This is a genomic window from Phycisphaerales bacterium, assembly GCA_029268515.1.
Taxonomy (GTDB): Bacteria; Planctomycetota; Phycisphaerae; order Phycisphaerales; family SM1A02; genus JAQWNP01.
On sequence record JAQWNP010000002.1, the window covers coordinates 149915 to 168816 of the forward strand.

Consider the following 18902-nt stretch of genomic DNA (forward strand, 5'->3'; position numbering starts at 1 on the left):
TGCGTTGTTTTTCTCTTTGACGTCTAGCAAGTAGCATGCACGTGAGGTTTCGTTATGAGCGTGCTGCACACCACTACAACGGTTACTCGGCGAACAGCCATTGGTGCAATGGCTGCAGCGGGTGTTGCCTATGCCGTTTGGCCATATCGACCCCGCAGCCTTGCAGATATTCCCAAGAACCGAACCGTGCTCGACTACTGGGAAAAGTGGACAGGGCCAGAGGGGCAGGCCGTTCAAGGCGTTGTTGATCGTTTCAATCAAATGCAGGATCGCATCTGGGTGCGGCGCCTGCCAGTCAGCGATATTGCGGCAAAGTCTATGGTGGCGATCGGTGGCGGTGATCCACCAGATCTGGTTGGGTTGTTTAGTTACAACGTTTCTCAGTTTGCACAGGCTGGGGCGGTGATGCCCTTAGATGAATTTAAGGACAGTGATCCACTTGGCGCGCACCACTACCCCAGTGGCATCTGGAAGTTGCTGACGTATCGCGGTCGTCAGTGGGCTGGAGTCAACACGTGTTACACAATGGCGCTGTATTACAACAAACAGTTGTTTCGAGCAGCTGGACTTGATCCGGAGAAGCCGCCGAAGACCATTGCTGAACTTGATGCATTTGCGATGAAAATGAATAAGCATGATGCTGAAGGGAAGTTAATCCGTGCAGGCTTCATGCAAACAGTGCCTGACTGGTGGCCATACATTTGGCCGGTTCTCTTTGATGGCAGCTGGTATGACCCAACAACAGATCAAGCAACCGCCACAAACCCTGCCAATATAAAGGCGTACGACTGGGTGGCGGGTTACCCCAAAAAGATGGGACAGGCAGCGGCCCGTAGTTTTGCGTCGGGCTTTGGTCGTAGCTATTTCACTGCTCAAAATCCGTTTCTTACCAACAAGGTGGGGATGATTATCCAAGGCCCTTGGATGGCTAATGTGGCTCGTTTGTTTGCTCCCAGCTTTGAGTATGGATGCGGCCCAGTGCCCATCGACGAAGGACTTCCTGATCCAGATGTGCCACGTGGTCTTCTTGAAGCAGACGTCATCATGATTCCCCGTGGCTGTCCGCACCCAGAAGAGGCGTTTACATTTCTCCGTTATATGCAGCAGCCAGATGTGCAAGAGACATTGGCGCTGGGTCACTGTAAGAGTTCGCCTATGAGTGAGGTCTCGCCTGGATTTGATCAAGGTCATCCAAATCCATATGTGGCGGTCCATGATGCCATTGCCAAAAGCCCTCGCGTACAGATTCTGCCACAAACGCGCGTTTGGCCACAGTATTCGAGTTTATTGACCTCGGCATTTCAGGGTATCTGGGAAGGTGCAGATCCGACGCAGCGACTGACATTGGTACAAGAGCGGGTTCAGAAGTTGATCGATGTCGCCAATCGCCGACAACAGCAGCGACAATCTGCAGGAGCGTCAACATGAGCAAGGCGCTGCGATCAAAGAGTAGTGATACGACGCTCACGGGCCTGCTCTGGATTGCGCCGTGGATCGTTGGTTTTGTGCTCTTTCTCGCGGTGCCTGTAGGCATGAGTCTTTATTACAGCCTGACGGAATATTCACTCCTAGAGCCACCTGCGTATATCGGCGCAGAAAATTATGTCGAGCTTTTCAGTGATGCGCGTTTCTGGCGCAGCATTATTAATACAGCGATCTATGCGTTTGTGAGTGTCGTCTTGGGGACCGTCTTAGCTATTGGACTGGCAGTGTTACTCAATCAAAAGCTACCGGCGATTGGTTTGGCCCGCAGTTGCGTGTTTCTTCCGACGCTTGTCCCATTGGTTGCCGCCTCATTAGGATGGATGTGGCTTTACAACGATGAGTTTGGCTTGTTTAACGTCATTCTTCGCGCCGTGGGATTGCCGACACCTGATTGGCTTGGCGCGGAAGGTTGGGCGATGGCATCGCTCATCATGATGGGGTTGTGGTATGTCGGTGGCGCCATGGTTATTTATCTCGCAGCGCTTCGTGATGTGCCACAAGCACTCTATGACGCATCAGCTATTGATGGTGTAAGTCCCATGCGCCGATTCTGGCATGTGACCTTGCCGATGATTTCACCAGCGGTTCTTTTCAACGTGGTGATGGGCATCATCTGGTCGATTCAGGTGTTCGCGGTTCCATACATTATGACCAAGGGTGGTCCAGATGACGCGACACTCTTCTACACCATGTATCTCTACGACAATGCATTCGTCTTTGGTCGCATGGGATACGCCAGCGCCATGGCATGGATTCAGTTTTTAGCAATCGTTGTCTTGACCGGGGGCATGTTCCTTCTCGCACGTAAGTTTGTTCACTATCGAGCCGCATGAAACAAAGTCAAACAACAATTCGTGGCTCACATGGTGATGGCCGAGCTGGTTCATTGAGCTTTGTGGCTCGATGGGCGATTGTCTGCGGTTTACTGATTGTGTGCTTGGTGTTCCTCTTGCCAATCATTTGGGTTGGTGCGACTTCACTCAAGCCAACTGAACAAGTGCTTTCAAGTGATCAGTCAATTCTTCCGCGTGTCACAGCGCTTGATCGTCTTCGGCAAAGTGCCCAGCAAGAGGAACAAGCGGGCATGCCCGGCGCGGCGGATCTTGCGTTGCAGGTTGAGATGATGGAGCAAGAGGCCCTGGCGCGGCGCCGTCAGATTTCACAATTGGAATTGGAAAGGTCTGCGACTGACAACAATCAGAGGCGAGCAGATCTTAAACAGCAGATTGATCAGCTGCGCGGTCAGGAACATGTCTATAGCTACTTTAGTGGGGAATATTGGGCAGGACTGTGGGGCTTTACAAAGGACAACTACGCTGGTGTTGTGGAAACATCACAAGCAGATTTTCCTTTGTACCTGAAGAATAGTTTGATCATTGCCATTCTCAGCGTTATTGGCATGGTCATCTCGAGCGCCATCATTGCCTACGGATTTTCACGTGTGCGTTGGCGTGGTCGAAACATCATCTTTGGTTTGGTATTGGCTACGATGATGATTCCATTTCCAGTACTGATGGCACCACTCTATTTGCTCTTTAAGCAGATTGGTCTCATCGGCACCTTCCTCCCGCTGTGGTTGCCCTCATTCTTTGGTGGCGCTTTTAGCATTTTTCTATTGCGACAGTTCTTTATGGGTATTCCCCGTGAGCTCGATGAGGCAGCCATGCTTGACGGTTGTTCACATGCCGGTGTGTTTTGGCGCATTACCCTGCCATTAGCAAAGCCAGCACTGGCGGTTGTTGCTTTGCTCCAGTTTATTTTCTGTTGGAATGACTTCGTTGGACCACTGATCTTCCTGAACCACGAACACCAGTACACCTTGGCTTTAGGTTTGTATATGTTCCAGTCTCAACATGGTGGTACGCCATGGAATCTCATCATGGCTGCAAGTGCCATGATTATCATTCCGGTCTTGGTGCTCTTCCTACTCTTCCAGCGTTCCTTGATCGAAGGCATCGCTACACAGGGCGTCAAAGAGTAGTGATTGCCTCAGGACATCTGAGCATGCCAGAATACTGGCGCTGTGGTGAGTTGGCTGAGTTGTAGTTTGTGGTCACTGGTGATTGCGAAGGTGTGTGACTGACCAGGTCCTAGCGTGACGAGCTGTTCGCTACAAGTGGCCAAGGGGTCGACGAGGTCCACACGCAAGATGATGTCACGAATCAGTGTGTGGGCTTTGATCCACAAGAGTGTGCCTGCATTCGTGTGCTCTACTGTTGCGTCGAATTGAGGCTCGGGATAAGAAAGTGCCTTATCAGCTGCAAAGAACCACACTGTTTCTAGGCCATCACCCTCGATCCGCAAAAGTTCATTCGTTGGATTGTCGGGTTGTCCAAGCAGCGAATCGAGCGCTGCGACTGGCTCTGCGGTGCGCGGGGGTATTCGGATTGCGAGAGAAGCAGAATTGATTTCTCGTCCGTCAAAGTCGAGTCGCTGGCCGGCCAGTGTGATGGACCATGTTTCATCTTCGTCGTTAATGACAAAGAGCACGGGCTGTCCATTGACATCGTGAACGGCCAGGGTGCGCGGCGCCAGGACACGTCGCACTGCATACCAAAGTGGTTTGAGTCGACCAGCGACGTCAATGGCCGACCATGAGTGACCCGCCCAGCAATCATTGAGTTGCCAGAACAATGAACCACCACAGATCTTGCTGTGGCAGCGGTTCCAACTCAAGCCGAGGCTCACCGATCGAGCTTGCAGTGCTTGTGCCTGGCCATGCCAGACGTAGAAATTGTCAGTGGCCGTAAATACCTGCGCCATTGGTTTTTCATAACGAACAAGATTGCCCCCCGCGGCGCGCTGGCGATGTTCCATCCAGCGGTGGTCCAAAGTGTGCGGGTCGTGGTCGATCGCTTCTTGAAGTGTGGCTAAGTTTGGTGGTGATTGATGGCCGAACTCTGCGACAAAGCGAGGAAGAAGTGTTCGGTAGCCAGCCATCTCCACATCCCAGTTATGGCGGGGACCACAATCTAATTCCTGGGCATGTGTTTCAAGATCACCAGACCAAGGTGTGCTGGGTACATATGGACGTGTTGGATCCCACATGGCAAGAATGTCAGGTAACACATGCGTGTAGAATCCCGCGCCCCAGGACAACTCCGGTTTGAGATCATCAGCAAACCCCCAACTCTGATAGGCCCACACGCATTCATTGCTGCCGCAATACAACACAACGCTTGGATGGGCAGCCAGGCGACAGACGGCGGCAATGGCTTCTTCTTTAACCAGTTGTTCAAAAGGTGGATCTTCAGGGTAGGTGGCGCAGGCAAACATAAAGTCTTGCCAGACCAAGATGCCCCGCTCATCACAGATGTCATAGAACGCGTCATCTTCATAGATGCCGCCACCCCATACACGCAACATGTTCATGTTGGCATCACAGGCTTGCTCAATACGCTGTCGATAACGCTGTGTGGTCATGGCTGCTGGAAAGAGATCTTCAGGAATCCAATTGGCCCCCTGACAAAAGACCTCTTTGCCGTTGACCATCAATGCAAACGAGGTGCCTGCCTGATCTGGTGTTTGGCGGAGTTCAACTTGGCGTACACCGAGCCGCCCTTGCCATGCGTCAAGCACTTGGCTGTCTTGGCTGAGCTCAATGTGCAAGTCATAAAGAGGTTGTAATCCATGACCGCGTGGCCACCACAGTTCTGGCTGCAGCCAGTCGAGTGTGATGACATGATCAGATGCGTCGTGTTGGCAGTCCATTGATTTGGATGCCACCGACTTGCCTTGAATCGTGGCCGTGGCTTTCAGTTGGAGAGGTTCGTTGTGCTTGAGACGATGATCGAGCCTCACATGAATATCGACGGTCGCTGCTGTTGACGAAGCTTCAGTGATCAAGGGGCGCACAGAGTCGATTCGAGCGCTGCTTAGTCCTTCAAGATAGAGATCACGCCAGATACCACTGGTGGCTACTTGAGGTCCCCAATCCCATCCAAAGTTGCAGGCGCTCTTACGAATGAAGTTGTAAGGTGACCAAGGGAAGTTTGCTGGTCGCGGACCAAGTTGTTCAGAAAGTGATTGGGCGTATGCCACCGGCGACTCAAATTCGATCGTCAGTTGATTGCGCCCTGATTGCAGCGCCTCGGTGATATGAAAGCGGTGACGATGGAACATGTTTGCGGCGCTGCCAACGGGCTTTCCATTGACAGATACTTTGGCGACCGTATCAAGACCTTCGCAGACAAGATCAACCTGTGGCTGGTCATGCAATTCTGGATCCGCATCAAAATCACATTGATAGCGCCATGCGGTGCGTCCAATCCAAGCCAGGTCATCTTCAGCTTGGTTGTGGCGCGGGTCTTCGATCAGGCCAGCAGTCAGAAGATCCAGATGCACGCATCCTGGGACCGTGGCAGCGATCGGTAGTGCGTTGGCGACTTCAGGGGGCAGCTCGGTTGCCTCTGGCGCGTCAAGCTGCCAATGTGCGGATGTCAGATGTTGTCGGTTGAGGGAGCTGGGCATGTCTTTTCTGTAGGCTAGGGTCAGAAGGCATGTTACCTGCGCGGCCCATTGCAGTGCAGGGATGAATACTCGACCATATAGCAGCGGCCCCAATCAAACCTACTTCAGTGCTCTATGCCCCAAGTCGTTCTCAATCACGTTTCCAAGGAATATGCCAACGGCGTCTTGGCCGTCGATGATGTCAGTTTTGATGTCAATCAGGGTGAGTTCTTGGTGTTGGTTGGACCATCCGGATGCGGGAAGTCAACCGCCCTTCGCTTGGTGGCTGGGCTCGAACGTCTGACCAGTGGGCGCGTTGATATTGCCGACCGCGAGGTGAGTGATTTGCCACCACGTCAACGTGATGTGGCGATGGTCTTTCAAAACTATGCACTCTACCCCCACATGACGGTTGCTAAGAATATGGGCTTTGCACTGAAGATGCGTCGCATCCCAAAGGCAGACATTGAAAAGCGTGTGGCAGAGGCTGCAGAGATGTTGGGTATCAAGGACTTACTCAACAGAAAGCCCAAGGCACTTTCTGGTGGTCAGCAACAACGGGTTGCGTTGGGCCGCGCCATCGTACGTCAACCAGCAGCCTTTCTCTTTGATGAGCCGCTATCGAATCTCGACGCCCAGCTTCGTTTGACCATGCGCACAGAAATTAAAGCTTTGCAGCGACGTATCGGTACCGCCACGATTTATGTCACCCATGATCAAGAAGAGGCCATGGGACTTGCTGATCGCTTGGCCATTATGGAGCAGGGACAGTTACAGCAGTTAGGTACGCCCATGGAAGCGTACACCAAGCCATGTAATCGTTTTGTGGCGTCTTTCATTGGCTCGCCCACGATGAATTTTCTTGATGGACATCTGGTGCAGCGCGATGGCAAGATGTTCTTTTGTGAACGAGCAGAAGGTGCTGAGATTTTGGTTCCCGAGCCTCATGCAACGGCGTTATCAAAGGCTAATGTCGATCAAGTGGTGATGGCGGTGCGGCCGCAAGGGCTGACGCCCGGGCAAGCACCCTCGATGCTGACGCTGCAGGTAGAAGTGGCGGAATCGCTTGGCGAAAGCACCGACTTGATTGGTGTGACCAGCGCCGGTCAGCCCATGATCGCCCGTGTTGATGCACGCTTAGCTACGCAGGCGGCGCAGATGCCACTGGCAATTGATCCTGACAAACTCTTTTTCTTTGAGCCCGGCCCTTTCGGAGCCCTACTTGCTTCAACGGCCTAGTCGTTACCACCTGTCAGCACCGTCATTCGAGCAACAAGTTTGAGGGCTTCAAAGTAGATCCACACCAGTGAGACCAGCAGTGCAAAGGCGCCGAACCATTCAAAGGCCTTGGGCTGTCGCTTTTCCACAATGTCTTCACAGAGTTTGAAGTCCATGATCAAGCCCATCGCAGCAACACCAAGTACCAGGATGTTGAAACCCAGTCCGACCCATGCCCATGTCGTGGGCTGGCCACCTTCAATGCCAGCAAAGGGTGAGATGAAAGGTAGACCAATCGAAGGCTCGATAAAGCTCACAATGAATGAAGCGATAAAGGTCAAGAATATGCCACCCATTAAGACCACGAAAACGCTTTGGAAGAGACGTGTGGGCTTGAGTATCTTGGCCTTGTAAAGCGAGAGCATTGAAACCATGATGCACAACGTGATGATGAATGCCTGTAAGGCAACACCATGAGAGACTTGATACCCACCTTGCTCAAGAGCGTTGCTGATGACGTAGGTAAAGCCGCCTAAGAAGACCCCTTGCAGAATTGCATAGGGCGGGGCGAGCCACTTCGCTCTGGCGGGGTTGGCACCGATTGCAAAAGCAGCGATCAGCCCAAAGATTAAACTCCCAATCATGGCGACCCACAAAATCCAAGGAATGGTCGGTGTCACCGCGTACCCAACCACACCGCCAATGATGGTGATGGTGACCAAGATCGCAGTCTTGTTGACAATGCCAGAGATCTCTGCAGTCGCGGTCTGCTCATAGGAAGCCATTTGAGGTCCGGAGCGGGCGTATTTGGTCAGGGCTGGATTACTTGATCGCATATTGAGCATGGTTTGGTGCTGTTCCACGAATAGAGTTTGAATTGTGAGTCGTCTGAAAGGCTCATCGGCACAGTGCCGCGGCCCAGTCCAGGCAACCTGAGAGCTCATTATAGTAGGCAGATGAAGTGGCATTACCAAGCACCTTGAGGTGAGCCCCCTCCTGTGCTGGGTAGCCCTGCCTTACCATGCTGAGGTGCCGCATCCCAATAACCAACCAGATTCCGATTGCCTGCCCCCGTGCGGGGGATGGTTGTACTGGCTTTCACTGATTGGGGCCGCAGTTGGCTTAGGGCTCACGGCCTGGGCACTGGCCAAGATGGATATGACTGATGGTCATGGCGGCTCGGCTGGACTTTGGCGATGGTGGCTGGCGCTGGGCGTGGGTTGGCTAAGCCTCACAGGTTTGGCACGCTGGTTGTGGCGGCGCGATGGTCCGGTTTTGTTTCGATGGCGCGACGTGCTGCTCTTGGTCTTCGTTGCCATCGCGGTGCGTGTGGTGGTTGTGGCCACCAGTCAACCGCAGTTAAGCGACGACGTGTATCGGTATGTGGTCGATGGCCAGGCGGTGGCTCATGGTGACAGCCCGTATGTTGCAACGCCACTGCAGCGTGCTCAGCAGTTGATCAATGACGGGGCGCCGATGTGGCCGGGTGAGGATGAAGTGCTTGCTCATGTGAACAATCCAGAGTTACACACGATCTACTTGCCGACAAGTCAGTGGGTGTTTGGTTTCAGCGCCACGGTTGCCAATAATACAGGTGCGGTTTCTGCATCTGAACAGGTTGAGATCCAGCGTTATGTATTGAGTCTCATTGATGTGTTGGTGATCTGTTTGCTGTTGGTCATCGCTTGGCGGCACAAACGAAGTATTTGGTGGGTGGCGTTGTACGCCTGGCATCCCTTGGTGGTCACCGAAGTGGCTGGTTCGGGACACCAAGAACCAATCGGGCTGTTCTTTCTCGTGCTCGCTCTGTTCCTTGTAGAGATGACCCCACGCGCTTGGTGGATATGGATTGTGCCACTGGCACTTTCAGTCTTCGTCAAACCGATCACTGTCTTTATTGCACCAGTGCTGCTGCGACGCAGTCCACCACTTCATTGGTTGGGCGCGCTGGTGTTGGGCATCATCGTTTGTTTTTTGGTCGCCAGCCCATTTGTGTTTGCTGGAAGTGAGTTCTTTACCAACCTTTGGGCCACGACATCACGGTTTACCCTGAAGTGGGCGCACTTTGGCAGCGTCTATGAACCACTGCTTTGGTTGATTGAGCGTGTTGGATCGGTTGGGAACGGTTGGACCAATGACAGCCAAGAACAGTTGGCTCGGGGCTGTTGTATTTTTCTTTTGCTAGCGATCATTTGCTGGGTGGTGTTCAAAGGGCTGCCCAAATGGTCAGCGGCGCGCATTATTTTGTTTGCAATGGTGCTTCTCTCACCAGCGGCCCACCCCTGGTATTTGCTGTGGCCGTTGGTGATGATGCCGATCGTGCCGAGCGCGGCCTTGTGGATTGCCTCACTGACAATCAGCTTTGGATATGCCGCATGGCTTCGTCCCAATGACTGGGAAGTGTCGTGGTGGGTCTTTTTGATTGCATATGTGCCGGTGTATGTTGCTCTTGCCTGGAGTCTCATCAGACGTGTAGGGCCGGATCGCTCCGAAGGTCGCCATGGCAACGTATGATGCAAAAAGAGTCAAACCAGGAGTCAAAGAGATGAACGTGGGTGATCTGGTCGCAGCAATGCAATCGATAGCGCCGCTTGAGGGTAGCTGTGATTGGGACAACACTGGCCTCTTGGTAGGCCAAGGCGATTGGAGCGCCGATCGACTCTTGTTGACCATTGACTTGACGCCAGCGGTATTGGAAGAGGCGATTGCAAAGAAGTGCGATGCAGTTGTGAGTTATCATCCGCCAATTTTTGCGCCCATGAGCCGTTTGAGTGGCGACGGTACAGCTGGACTGGTGTTGTCAGCCGCTACCGCAGGCTTGGCAATCTACGCGCCGCACACCGCATTGGATGCCGCTGCCAATGGCATCACTGATTGGTTCGCCGCGAGTGTTGGTGAAGGGCAGATCACACCACTTGTCTCAACATCCTTCGATACCAGTAGTGATATGTGCAAGCTCGTGACCTTTGTTCCTGAAGGGCACACTGATCAGATACGCGCCGCTCTTTATAAAGTTGGCTGTGGTGCCATTGGAGACTATGAATCTTGCTCGTTCAAGATCTCAGGAACCGGTACCTTCTTGCCTGGCCAGTCAACCAATCCCGTGGTTGGTGGGGTTGGAAACTTAGAGATGGTTGATGAGCATCGACTTGAGATGGTGTGTCAAAAGGACAACTTGTCTGCTGCCGTTGATGCGCTTAGAGAAAATCATCCTTATGAAGAGGTGCCGGTTGATATTTATCCGTTGCTGGCACTACCAAAGGCCACCACTGGGCCTGGTCGGATGATTGACCTGGCCCACACTCAAAAATTAGAACAACTGATCGATCCAATCAAAGCTCATCTTGGTGTCGACTCACTTCGCGTTGCAGCAGCTGATACCAAAGACATCAAACGCGTTGGTGTTTGCTGTGGTGCTGGTGGATCACTCATGAAAGATGCCATGATTGCCGGTTGCCAGCTTTTTGTGACTGGCGAGGCACGTCATCACGATGTACTGGCGGCCACTGAACGTGGCATGAGCGTTGTACTTGCTGGGCATACCAATACGGAAAGAGGCTACCTACCAATTCTTGATCAACGCCTCAGTGCGATGGGGTCATGGACCGTTGATATTGCCAATGCTGATCAGATACCTTGGCAGACGCGCTAGTTTCCATCATTACGCCGTCGCAGCGTATTTTGAAGTGTAGCGCGGAGAATAAACTTCGCGAGATCGAAATTTGAACTGAGTTTCCATTTGGCGTTTCCGATAGGGCCAACATATTCCATGGGCACCTCTTCATCACTGACATACGGACGCAGTTCAGAGATCACATCACCCAGCGCATAGATAGGTAGTTTGGTGGTCATGTCGATTTCATTGGTTACAAAGTTGATCTTGCCAGAGATCGGAAAATTGAACTTATCAACATGCACTGCAAAGGGCTCGTAAACCATAACTCCATCGGTAATGTTGGCTGTGATTGGATCAATTGACCCCTTGATCTGCTTGGCGTGGGAACTCTGTGCGGCGCTCAGCGCTAACATGAGTGGAAGCCCGCTATCAAACGTGACCTCTCCAACAGTCAGTTTCAGTTGGCCACCAAGATTTTTCATTTCGCCATTAATAGGAATAGCCGCGTCAGACCAACTCAGTCGAAGTGGTTCTTGCCCAGCATCAATGTCTCCTAGAATTGGTCCCATCTTCGACAGCACGACGGCGCGTAATAGTGGTGTAATGATCACTTGGCCCTTAAGTGGCGAGTCCGGATCAGTGCGAAGGACGCCTCCTTTGTTGACCAAAGCGGCATTCATTTGTGAATTCGTTGACTTGAGATCTAGGTTTAAGCTTCCAGTCTCTCTTGAAAAGTTGTCAATGGTCAATGAGCCACTGACAAGTTCTCCAAGGGAGGCGGTCAGCACACCACCAAGATCAGCCGCTGCATCTAAGAGTGCGGTTGGTACCTGGGTGATTGATCCCTGAAGATCAATTTGTAGTTTCTTTGGAGTCCAAATACCTTTGCGATTGGTAAGTCGTTCGATGGTTCCGGAAATATCAACGGTGCCCGATCCGCTTCCACCAGATGAGGCGGCCTTAAGAACAACGCCTTCAACTAAACTCTTTGTTGCGAAGTGCGCTTTGATTGGATTCAGTGACTGAACGCTTCCATCACCAGACTTAATATTAATTTGGCTCATGTTTGCCGTCAGATCAATATGTACGTCGCCCGGTTGCTCGTTCTCTGTGGAGAACATGGATAGTGGCAATTCAAGGGCATCGACCTGAAGCGACAGTGGTACATCATTGGTCACTGTAATTGCAGTGAGCTGACCAGAGGAACCAGAGCTACCTCGCACATCTCTATCTAGGATGTCACCAAGCGTTTGGCTGCTGAACACCGTTTTCAGACCCGGGCTTGTCACCTTGATCATCTCAGATGTGACCTTTACATCTGCGCGGCCGTTTAGATTCTGCATTGCAGTTGTGACAACCAGCTCGGCTGCGGACAACATCAACGCATCTTTTTCTTTCTTATTCGGCGCCAGTGTCATATTGGATTTGACGGTGATCTTTCCACTGTCGCCGGTCCATAGCCCGATTTTTCCTTTAGGCATACCCAACGCTTTTTCGAGATTGGGCGTATTAATAGAGGTAAGTTCTGCTGATCCAGTGAGGCTCTTTGAGCCATCAGATTGATGATCTAGTGAGAGCGTTGTTGCGAGATCAGCCACCTGCCCACCTTGGGCAGCGCGCATGCGTGTTGAGACATCCGCTGCCATGGTGCCACCTTGCGCGACATCATATGAAACCGTTGCTTTGGTTCGGCGCAGCTCGACCCCATTGGGTAATGACTTCGCTAAAGAGAATGTCACCTGGTCAAGTGTCAATGATGCTTTGATTGGATCTTCAGGTGGCGCTAAACCACCACCAAGCTTCTCGGGAAGTGAGAAGGGTTCAATCGAAGCAGTCAGGTGCGCAGGTCCAGCAAGGATCAGCGTTGGTTCTTCAAGTGTCTTCTGTAGACCCGCAGCCATCGATGGTGTCAATGTAAGGTCTGCGTTGGCCTCAAGCACTGAAACGCCAATGGGACCAACTTGGACGCGTCCGTTGGCTGTGCCGGCGGCAGCTTGAACTGATGCAATGATCTCTCTCGCTTCTGTTGGCCCTTTTGAAGTGAGATCAACAGAAATCGCTTTGCCCAAAAGTTGCTCGGTGTTGACGTTGCCTATGGATGCGGCAAGAGACTCAATACTCTCAAGAACATCGACGGGAATATCCTTGAGCGCTATGGTGCCGATCGGAATAACACCCGGCATGTGCTGTAGTGAGCCATCTTCTTTAAGTAAATCATCGAAAGTAAGATCGATGGCCAGTGAGCCACTGCCAATGCCTGCGCCACCCTTGAGTTCAAGGTTCTTCCCAAGCCCCTTGGCATTAAAAGAGATAGACGTATCTCGTATCCGTACTGGCGAAACGTCATTGTCTTGCGAAGCGGTCAACTGGAAATTATTTTCAATGGCAAGCGTGCCTGTGCCTGTGATCTCTTCAATGCCACCACTGCTAACGCTGGTCGGAATCGTGAATTGACTAATCTCAAGCTTGGTACGTAAGACTTCGCTGACTTCTACCTTGGCGAGTCGCTTAACGGTGGCAGGGCTGATCTTAAGATCGATAGAGCCATTCCCTGATCCCCCACCGCTGGCAATGTCCTGGGTGCCCGTTAAGTTCGCCTTGAGTTGAGAACTACTGATAGCGATCGTATAGCTATTGCCATTTGTGCTCGTTGATGTGTCAGCACTTTCATTTGTTGGTGCATCTGCCGATCCAAAGGTGCCGCTGAAATCGATTGTCTCTCCAATGTCATCCGTAAGTTGCAGTTGGGAACCCGCAACAAATGGCTGCCCGAGCGCTGTTGGCAGGTTTTTCCCCTCGATGGTGCCAATAAGATTGGCTGGAGAGAAAGAGAAATCTTGTGAAGAGCTGTTTCTGACGATCGGATCGTTCACAACTAAGTTTGTCTTGAAGGTACTCGCGCCTGAATTGGCCAATTGGGCAGATGCGTTTCCATCAATGACCAAACGTTTCGATAAATCGTCTGAAGTCATGCGCAGTGTGAACTGTTTAAGCTGACTCTTTGGAGGCGTGAGTGGTAGTCCCACACTGTTCATGCCGATGTCGAAAGCCAATTTGGCTTGCTTTGGTGTCAGGGCACCACTCTTGCTGATGAGATTGTCAATGGTGCCCTTGAGGGTAATGTTTCCATCCTGCCCATCAGCGGCTGTCGTGGCTTTCGCCTCTAATAAGAAGCGTCCTCCGGGTTGGTAGTCGACGTCAAGCTGTGAGATGTCATAAGTGAACACGCGTTTGTCGGGTAGTTCAGTCAGCGTGATAGCAAAGTCATGCACCTTGATATCCATACGAGGCATGGGATCACTGCTTGATTTGTCCCCACCCTTATCATTTTTCGGATCTTCTTTTTTGTCATTACGATCTGAAAGAAGTTTGCTTAAGCTCAAAGCGCCATCTTGATCGAGCGTGGTAGAGATGGCGCCAGTCAGATCAATGCGAATCGGATCGATGCCCGACAGCAGTAAACTGAACAAGCCGCGGTTGAGCTTGACGCCGACATCAACTGATGTAACGCCATCTTTACCGTTAATGACAAAGTGCTCTATCTCCTGTGAGCCGAACCAACTTAATGAAAGTCCTTCAACGTTGACAGTGCCATTGATGGATTTATCCATTTGTGAACGAACAATTGCTTGCGCGATGCCCCACGAGAGAATCCACGGAAGGAGGATGAGAATGATGATAAGGGCAGCGATGGGCGCAATAACCCAAGCAAGCCAGCGGCGGCGTTTTCGTAAGGTGGTCTCGGTCATTTGAATCTCCGCCTTTGAGGTCTTTGAAACGCTATTGATGAATCCGTAGTTTAGACGCCACGGTGGGATTTGTATGCTGCTGCCGCTGAATCGGCTAGCGATCCCCTCTTGCGGTGTCGGCTATGCTGGTAGGTATGCCAAATGTGATTCAGACATCCGCATCAGCCAAGGTCAACCTTGCACTCTGGGTCGGTGCCGTCGGCGCCGATGGAATGCACCCCATCTGTTCATGGATGGTGGGCCTTGATTTGTGCGATGAATTGACACTTCATCGGCTCGAGCCCGGGGGGCTGAGTCGCTATGCAATTCTCTGGCATGAAGAGGCATTGCAAAAAAGTGAGATCAACTGGCCCATTAAGAATGATCTCGCTGTTCGGGCGCATCTTGCTTTGCAAGCACATGTGGGTCGAGCGTTGCCTTTGCAAATGAAATTAGAAAAGCGAATTCCAGTTGGCGGTGGACTTGGCGGTGGCTCGTCTGATGCCGCGGCAACATTACGTGGTCTCAATCTTCTCTTTGACTTGAACGTGAGTCGTGAGACGCTCGCAGCGATCGGAGCCGAGATCGGCTCAGATATTCCCTTCTTTATCAATGGCGGGAGCGCACTCGTAGAAGGCTTAGGTGAGAGAGTGACTCATAAAACACTCAAAGCGCCAATCTACTTGGCAGTGTTTTTCCCTGCGGTCTCTTGTCACACGGGCCAGGTCTATCAGAAGTTTGATGAACTGCCAGAGAACGCCACGTGCCCACAGAAAATTTATGACATGATTGACTCACCCATTGATCCAAAAGCGATGTTCAATGATCTGACTGCCGCAGCTTGTTGTGTTGCTCCGATTCTTGAGCAGCACATAGAGAAGATCACTGCGCTGGCCAATCGACCCACTGCTGTCAGTGGTAGCGGGTCTACATTGTTTGTGATCTGTGATGACTTAATGCATGCTGAGGCGATCGTAGCGGCAGTCAACCAGGAGTTGAGCCTCCCTGGATTGGCCACAGCGACCTCTTAAGCCCCCTCTTTACTGCGAGTCAGTGACTCTGATCCATCGTGCAGCTTGGATTCTTGCTGGTGCGGTATCCTAGTGCGTTCCTAATATGAATTCTCATGAGTAGAAAGGTCAACTATGGCTACCGCAACCGATGGTTTTGTTCCAGCCAATTTGAATGGCGCTCAAATCGAAGATGTTCAACCGCTTGTCGATGCGTTGATTAATCGTGATGTCGAAGAGCCGGAGGCTTTAGAGACGCTGGTACTTGATCGTAGTGAGCTTGACTCTGCCACGAGTGAAGCGCATGTCGAACTTTATGTCAGTATGACTCGACACACAGATGATGAAGTGGCGAAGAAGGGTTATCTCAGGTTTGTTGAGCAGACTGAACCGGCGCTCAAAAAAGCAGCCTTTGAATTGGACAATAAGGTGGCCTCATCGCCAGCTGTTTCACAACTTGATTCAGAACGCTATGGCGTATTGCTTCAGGGTATACGAAGCGATGTAGAGATTTTCTGTGAGGAAAATATTCCACTCTTTACAGAGGACACCAAACTCGGTCAGGAGTATGGGGAGATTCGTGGTGCCATGAGCGTCGTTTTTGACGGTGAAGAGCGCACCTTGCCACAGATGGGTCGCTATTTTGAGGACACGGATCGATCTGTCCGTGAGGGCGCTTGGTTGGCAGTTGCTGAGCGACGTAATCAGGATCGAGACCGTATTGACGACATCTTCGATCGTATGGTTCAAATCCGTCATCAGATTGGTGTCAATACGGGTCTTGGCGATTACCGTTCCTATATGTTCAGAGCGATGCATCGCTTCGCTTATACACCGAAGGACTGCTTTGTTTTCCATGAAGCTGTTGAAGAGACCTGTATTCCTGTGCTTCGAAAACTTGACAGGCTGCGTGCATCGCAGCTGAATCTAAGTGAGCTGCGACCTTGGGATCTTGAGGTTGATCCGCATGGGCGTGAACCACTGCGGCCATTTGTTGATGCAAGTGATCTTATTGAGCGCTCTTCGCGCGTCTTTCATCGTATGGATTCAACTCTTGGCAAACTGTTTGATTCGCTTCGTGAAGGTGATTGCCTCGATCTTGACTCTCGAATGAATAAACAGCCAGGTGGCTATCAGGTCTTTAAGGAGCGCCAGCGCATTCCATTTATCTTTATGAATGCAGCGGGTCTTCATCGTGATGTCGAGACAATGGTTCATGAAGCAGGTCACGCATTCCATTCCTTACTCTCTCGAGATGAGCCATTGATTGCTTACCGTAACCCGCCAATCGAGTTTGCAGAAGTGGCTTCTATGACAATGGAGCTGACATCATTTCCGTATCTTGATGAGTTTTATACTGAAGAAGAAGCAAGTCGGGCGCAGCGTCTTCAGCTTCAGAGTCTCGCTAAAATGTTGCCTTGGATTGCAACGATCGATGCATTTCAACATTGGATCTACGACACCCCAACGCATTCAAGACAAGAGCGGGAAGAAGCGTGGGTTAATCTTGAGGATCGTTTTGGTTCAGCTCTTGACTGGAGTGGTCTCGAGCATTTTCAGAGTTGCGCATGGCATCGACAACTCCATCCCTTCCAAGTTCCGTTTTATTACATTGAATATGGCATTGCTCAGCTCGGTGCGTTGCAGTTGTGGCTGCAGTTTCGGGAGGATCCGGAGCGAGCGCTTCGGAACTACGCAAAGGCTCTTTCATTAGGAGGTAGCCGCCCTCTTCCAGAGCTCTTCGAGGCGGCAGGACTTGAATTTAGGTTTGATACAGAAATGATGGGCAAGTTAATGGATACCGTGGGACAAGTGCTTACGGAGTTGCCTGAGTGAGTGATCAAACAGGGCATATGACATCAGGCGAATTCAAAGAGCATGGCTATGCCATGATTGATTGGATCGCCAACTACATGGAGCAGGTTGAAAAATATCCGGTCCTGTCTCAAGTCAGTCCTGGTGACATCTACAACAAGCTTCCAGAGCATCCACCTCAGCAGGCAGAAGACATGTCAGCTGTCATGAAAGATGTTGATGAGATTGTGCTGCCCGGAATAACCCATTGGCAGTCACCAAACTTCTTTGCTTACTTTCCAGCCAACGTTTCTGGGCCATCAATTCTTGGCGAGCTACTTTCTGCGGGGCTTGGTGTTCAGGGCATGCTTTGGTCAACCAGTCCCGCGTGCACAGAGGTTGAGACGCGGATGCTTGATTGGATGGTCGACCTCCTCGACTTGCCCAAGACTTTTCTGTCGTCCACTGATGGTGGTGGAGTCATCCAAGACTCTGCTTCGAGTGCTGCCATTTGCGCCATGATTGCAGCTCGAGAGCGTGTCACTGCTGGAGATGTCAATAAAATTGGTCTCAGTGGGCAAGCTCAGCCACTGGCAGCTTACTGCTCTGCTGATGCCCACTCGAGTATTGAAAAGGGCGCGCGGATTATTGGTGTTGGATCTCAGTTCCTTCGCCTCATACCCACTGATGAAGATCACCGAATGCGTCCCGAGGCGCTTGAGGCAGCGATTGAGGCAGATGTCGCGGCAGGCCGAAAGCCATTTTTTGTGGCAGTGACTCTTGGCACCACATCTTGTGGCGCGGTAGACCCACTGCCAGCAATTGCAGCTATTGCTCGACGTCATCAAATTTGGATTCATGTTGATGGGGCGATGTATGGAATCACAGCATTGTTGCCAGAGTGTCGGTGGATAAACGAGGGGCTAGAACTGGTAGACAGCTACAGTGTGAATGCTCATAAATGGATGTTGACCAATTTCGACTGTAATTGCTTTTGGATTCGTAATAAGGAAGAACTGATTAGTTCACTGTCGATTTTGCCAGAGTTTCTCGTTAACAAGGCAACTGAGTCAGGGGCTGTGATCGACTACCGTGATTGGCAGATTCCACTGGGGCGAAGATTTCGGGCATTAAAACTGTGGATGGTCATTAGACACTATGGTGTCGAGGGTTTGCGTACATTCGCACGTGAGCATGTTCAGCAGGCGCAGAAGTTTGCTGCCTACGTCGAGGCCGACGATCACTTTGAGTTAATGGCGCCTCACCCACTCACGCTTGTTACATTTCGACATCTCGGTGGTGATGCAATTAATGAACGCTTACTAGATATCCTTAACGAATCTGGAAAGCTGTATTTGAGCCACTGCAAATTGTCAGGAAAATATGTGCTCCGCATGGCCATTGGCTCATCGAAAACAACCGAGGATCATGTCGATCAGGCGTGGGCGTCTATTTGCCAGGCGGCAGCCCAGGCTGAAATTGAGTTGAGTTAGTGCTGTCGATCGAGATGGTGCCGACCGAGTCATCTTGACTGAGGGGCAATAACAAGCTGAATAGGGCTATTTTAAGCGGCCTATGCCTTAGAATGATCCAAGAACTAGT

General features: G+C 51.4%; 12 protein-coding genes. 9 read left to right on the forward strand and 3 right to left on the reverse strand.

Annotation, left to right across the window (positions count from 1 at the left end):
* Positions 1 to 54: 54 nt before the first annotated feature.
* Genes P8J86_02110 through P8J86_02120 form a run of 3 tightly spaced genes read left to right on the forward strand, consistent with a single transcriptional unit; the run spans position 55 to position 3466 of the window.
* On the forward strand, positions 55 to 1428 hold the full coding sequence (locus P8J86_02110) for an extracellular solute-binding protein (GenBank protein ID MDG2053481.1): 1374 nt from the start codon (positions 55 to 57) through the stop codon (positions 1426 to 1428).
* The gene (locus P8J86_02115; GenBank protein MDG2053482.1) at positions 1425 to 2318 is read left to right on the forward strand and encodes a sugar ABC transporter permease; all 894 of its coding nucleotides are present in this window, start codon (positions 1425 to 1427) and stop codon (positions 2316 to 2318) included. Before P8J86_02110 ends, P8J86_02115 begins: the two co-directional genes overlap by 4 nt.
* Positions 2315 to 3466, forward strand: coding sequence for an ABC transporter permease subunit (locus P8J86_02120; protein ID MDG2053483.1), 1152 nt, complete (start codon positions 2315 to 2317; stop codon positions 3464 to 3466). Before P8J86_02115 ends, P8J86_02120 begins: the two co-directional genes overlap by 4 nt.
* Positions 3467 to 3474: 8 nt before the next feature.
* Here the strand turns inward: P8J86_02120 and P8J86_02125 are convergent, their stop codons facing one another.
* Positions 3475 to 5955, reverse strand: coding sequence for a hypothetical protein (locus P8J86_02125; protein ID MDG2053484.1), 2481 nt, complete (start codon positions 5953 to 5955; stop codon positions 3475 to 3477).
* A 114-nt stretch (positions 5956 to 6069) separates the two neighbouring features.
* On the opposite strand from P8J86_02125, the gene ugpC reads away from it, so the two are divergent.
* Positions 6070 to 7173 carry a sn-glycerol-3-phosphate ABC transporter ATP-binding protein UgpC gene (gene ugpC / locus P8J86_02130; protein ID MDG2053485.1) on the forward strand — a complete coding sequence of 368 codons (1104 nt, stop codon included), beginning with the start codon at positions 6070 to 6072 and terminating at the stop codon, positions 7171 to 7173.
* Here ugpC and P8J86_02135 read toward each other — a convergent pair.
* Positions 7170 to 8015 (reverse strand): Bax inhibitor-1/YccA family protein, encoded by an 846-nt coding sequence (locus tag P8J86_02135; protein ID MDG2053486.1) that lies wholly within the window; start codon positions 8013 to 8015, stop codon positions 7170 to 7172. The two genes, ugpC and P8J86_02135, sit on opposite strands and share 4 nt — an antisense overlap.
* Positions 8016 to 8238: 223 nt before the next feature.
* On the opposite strand from P8J86_02135, the gene P8J86_02140 reads away from it, so the two are divergent.
* Together P8J86_02140 and P8J86_02145 are read left to right on the forward strand one after the other, a co-directional pair.
* Positions 8239 to 9666, forward strand: coding sequence for a hypothetical protein (locus tag P8J86_02140; GenBank protein MDG2053487.1), 1428 nt, complete (start codon positions 8239 to 8241; stop codon positions 9664 to 9666).
* Positions 9667 to 9697: 31 nt separating this feature from the next.
* Positions 9698 to 10804, forward strand: a complete 1107-nt coding sequence (locus tag P8J86_02145; GenBank protein ID MDG2053488.1) for a Nif3-like dinuclear metal center hexameric protein — start codon at positions 9698 to 9700, stop codon at positions 10802 to 10804.
* On the opposite strand, the gene P8J86_02150 is transcribed toward P8J86_02145, so the two are convergent.
* On the reverse strand, positions 10801 to 14517 hold the full coding sequence (locus P8J86_02150; GenBank protein MDG2053489.1) for a hypothetical protein: 3717 nt from the start codon (positions 14515 to 14517) through the stop codon (positions 10801 to 10803). The two genes, P8J86_02145 and P8J86_02150, sit on opposite strands and share 4 nt — an antisense overlap.
* A gap of 134 nt (positions 14518 to 14651) precedes the next feature.
* Between P8J86_02150 and ispE the strand changes: the two genes are divergently transcribed.
* The 3 genes from ispE to P8J86_02165 all read left to right on the forward strand — a co-directional run bounded on the left by ispE (position 14652) and on the right by P8J86_02165 (position 18793).
* Positions 14652 to 15527, forward strand: a complete 876-nt coding sequence (ispE, locus tag P8J86_02155; GenBank protein ID MDG2053490.1) for a 4-(cytidine 5'-diphospho)-2-C-methyl-D-erythritol kinase — start codon at positions 14652 to 14654, stop codon at positions 15525 to 15527.
* 114 nt (positions 15528 to 15641) lie between these two features.
* Positions 15642 to 17342, forward strand: a complete 1701-nt coding sequence (locus P8J86_02160; protein MDG2053491.1) for a M3 family oligoendopeptidase — start codon at positions 15642 to 15644, stop codon at positions 17340 to 17342.
* Positions 17339 to 18793, forward strand: coding sequence for a pyridoxal-dependent decarboxylase (locus tag P8J86_02165; protein ID MDG2053492.1), 1455 nt, complete (start codon positions 17339 to 17341; stop codon positions 18791 to 18793). The genes P8J86_02160 and P8J86_02165 overlap by 4 nt, the downstream gene beginning before the upstream one ends.
* Positions 18794 to 18902 lie beyond the last annotated feature (109 nt).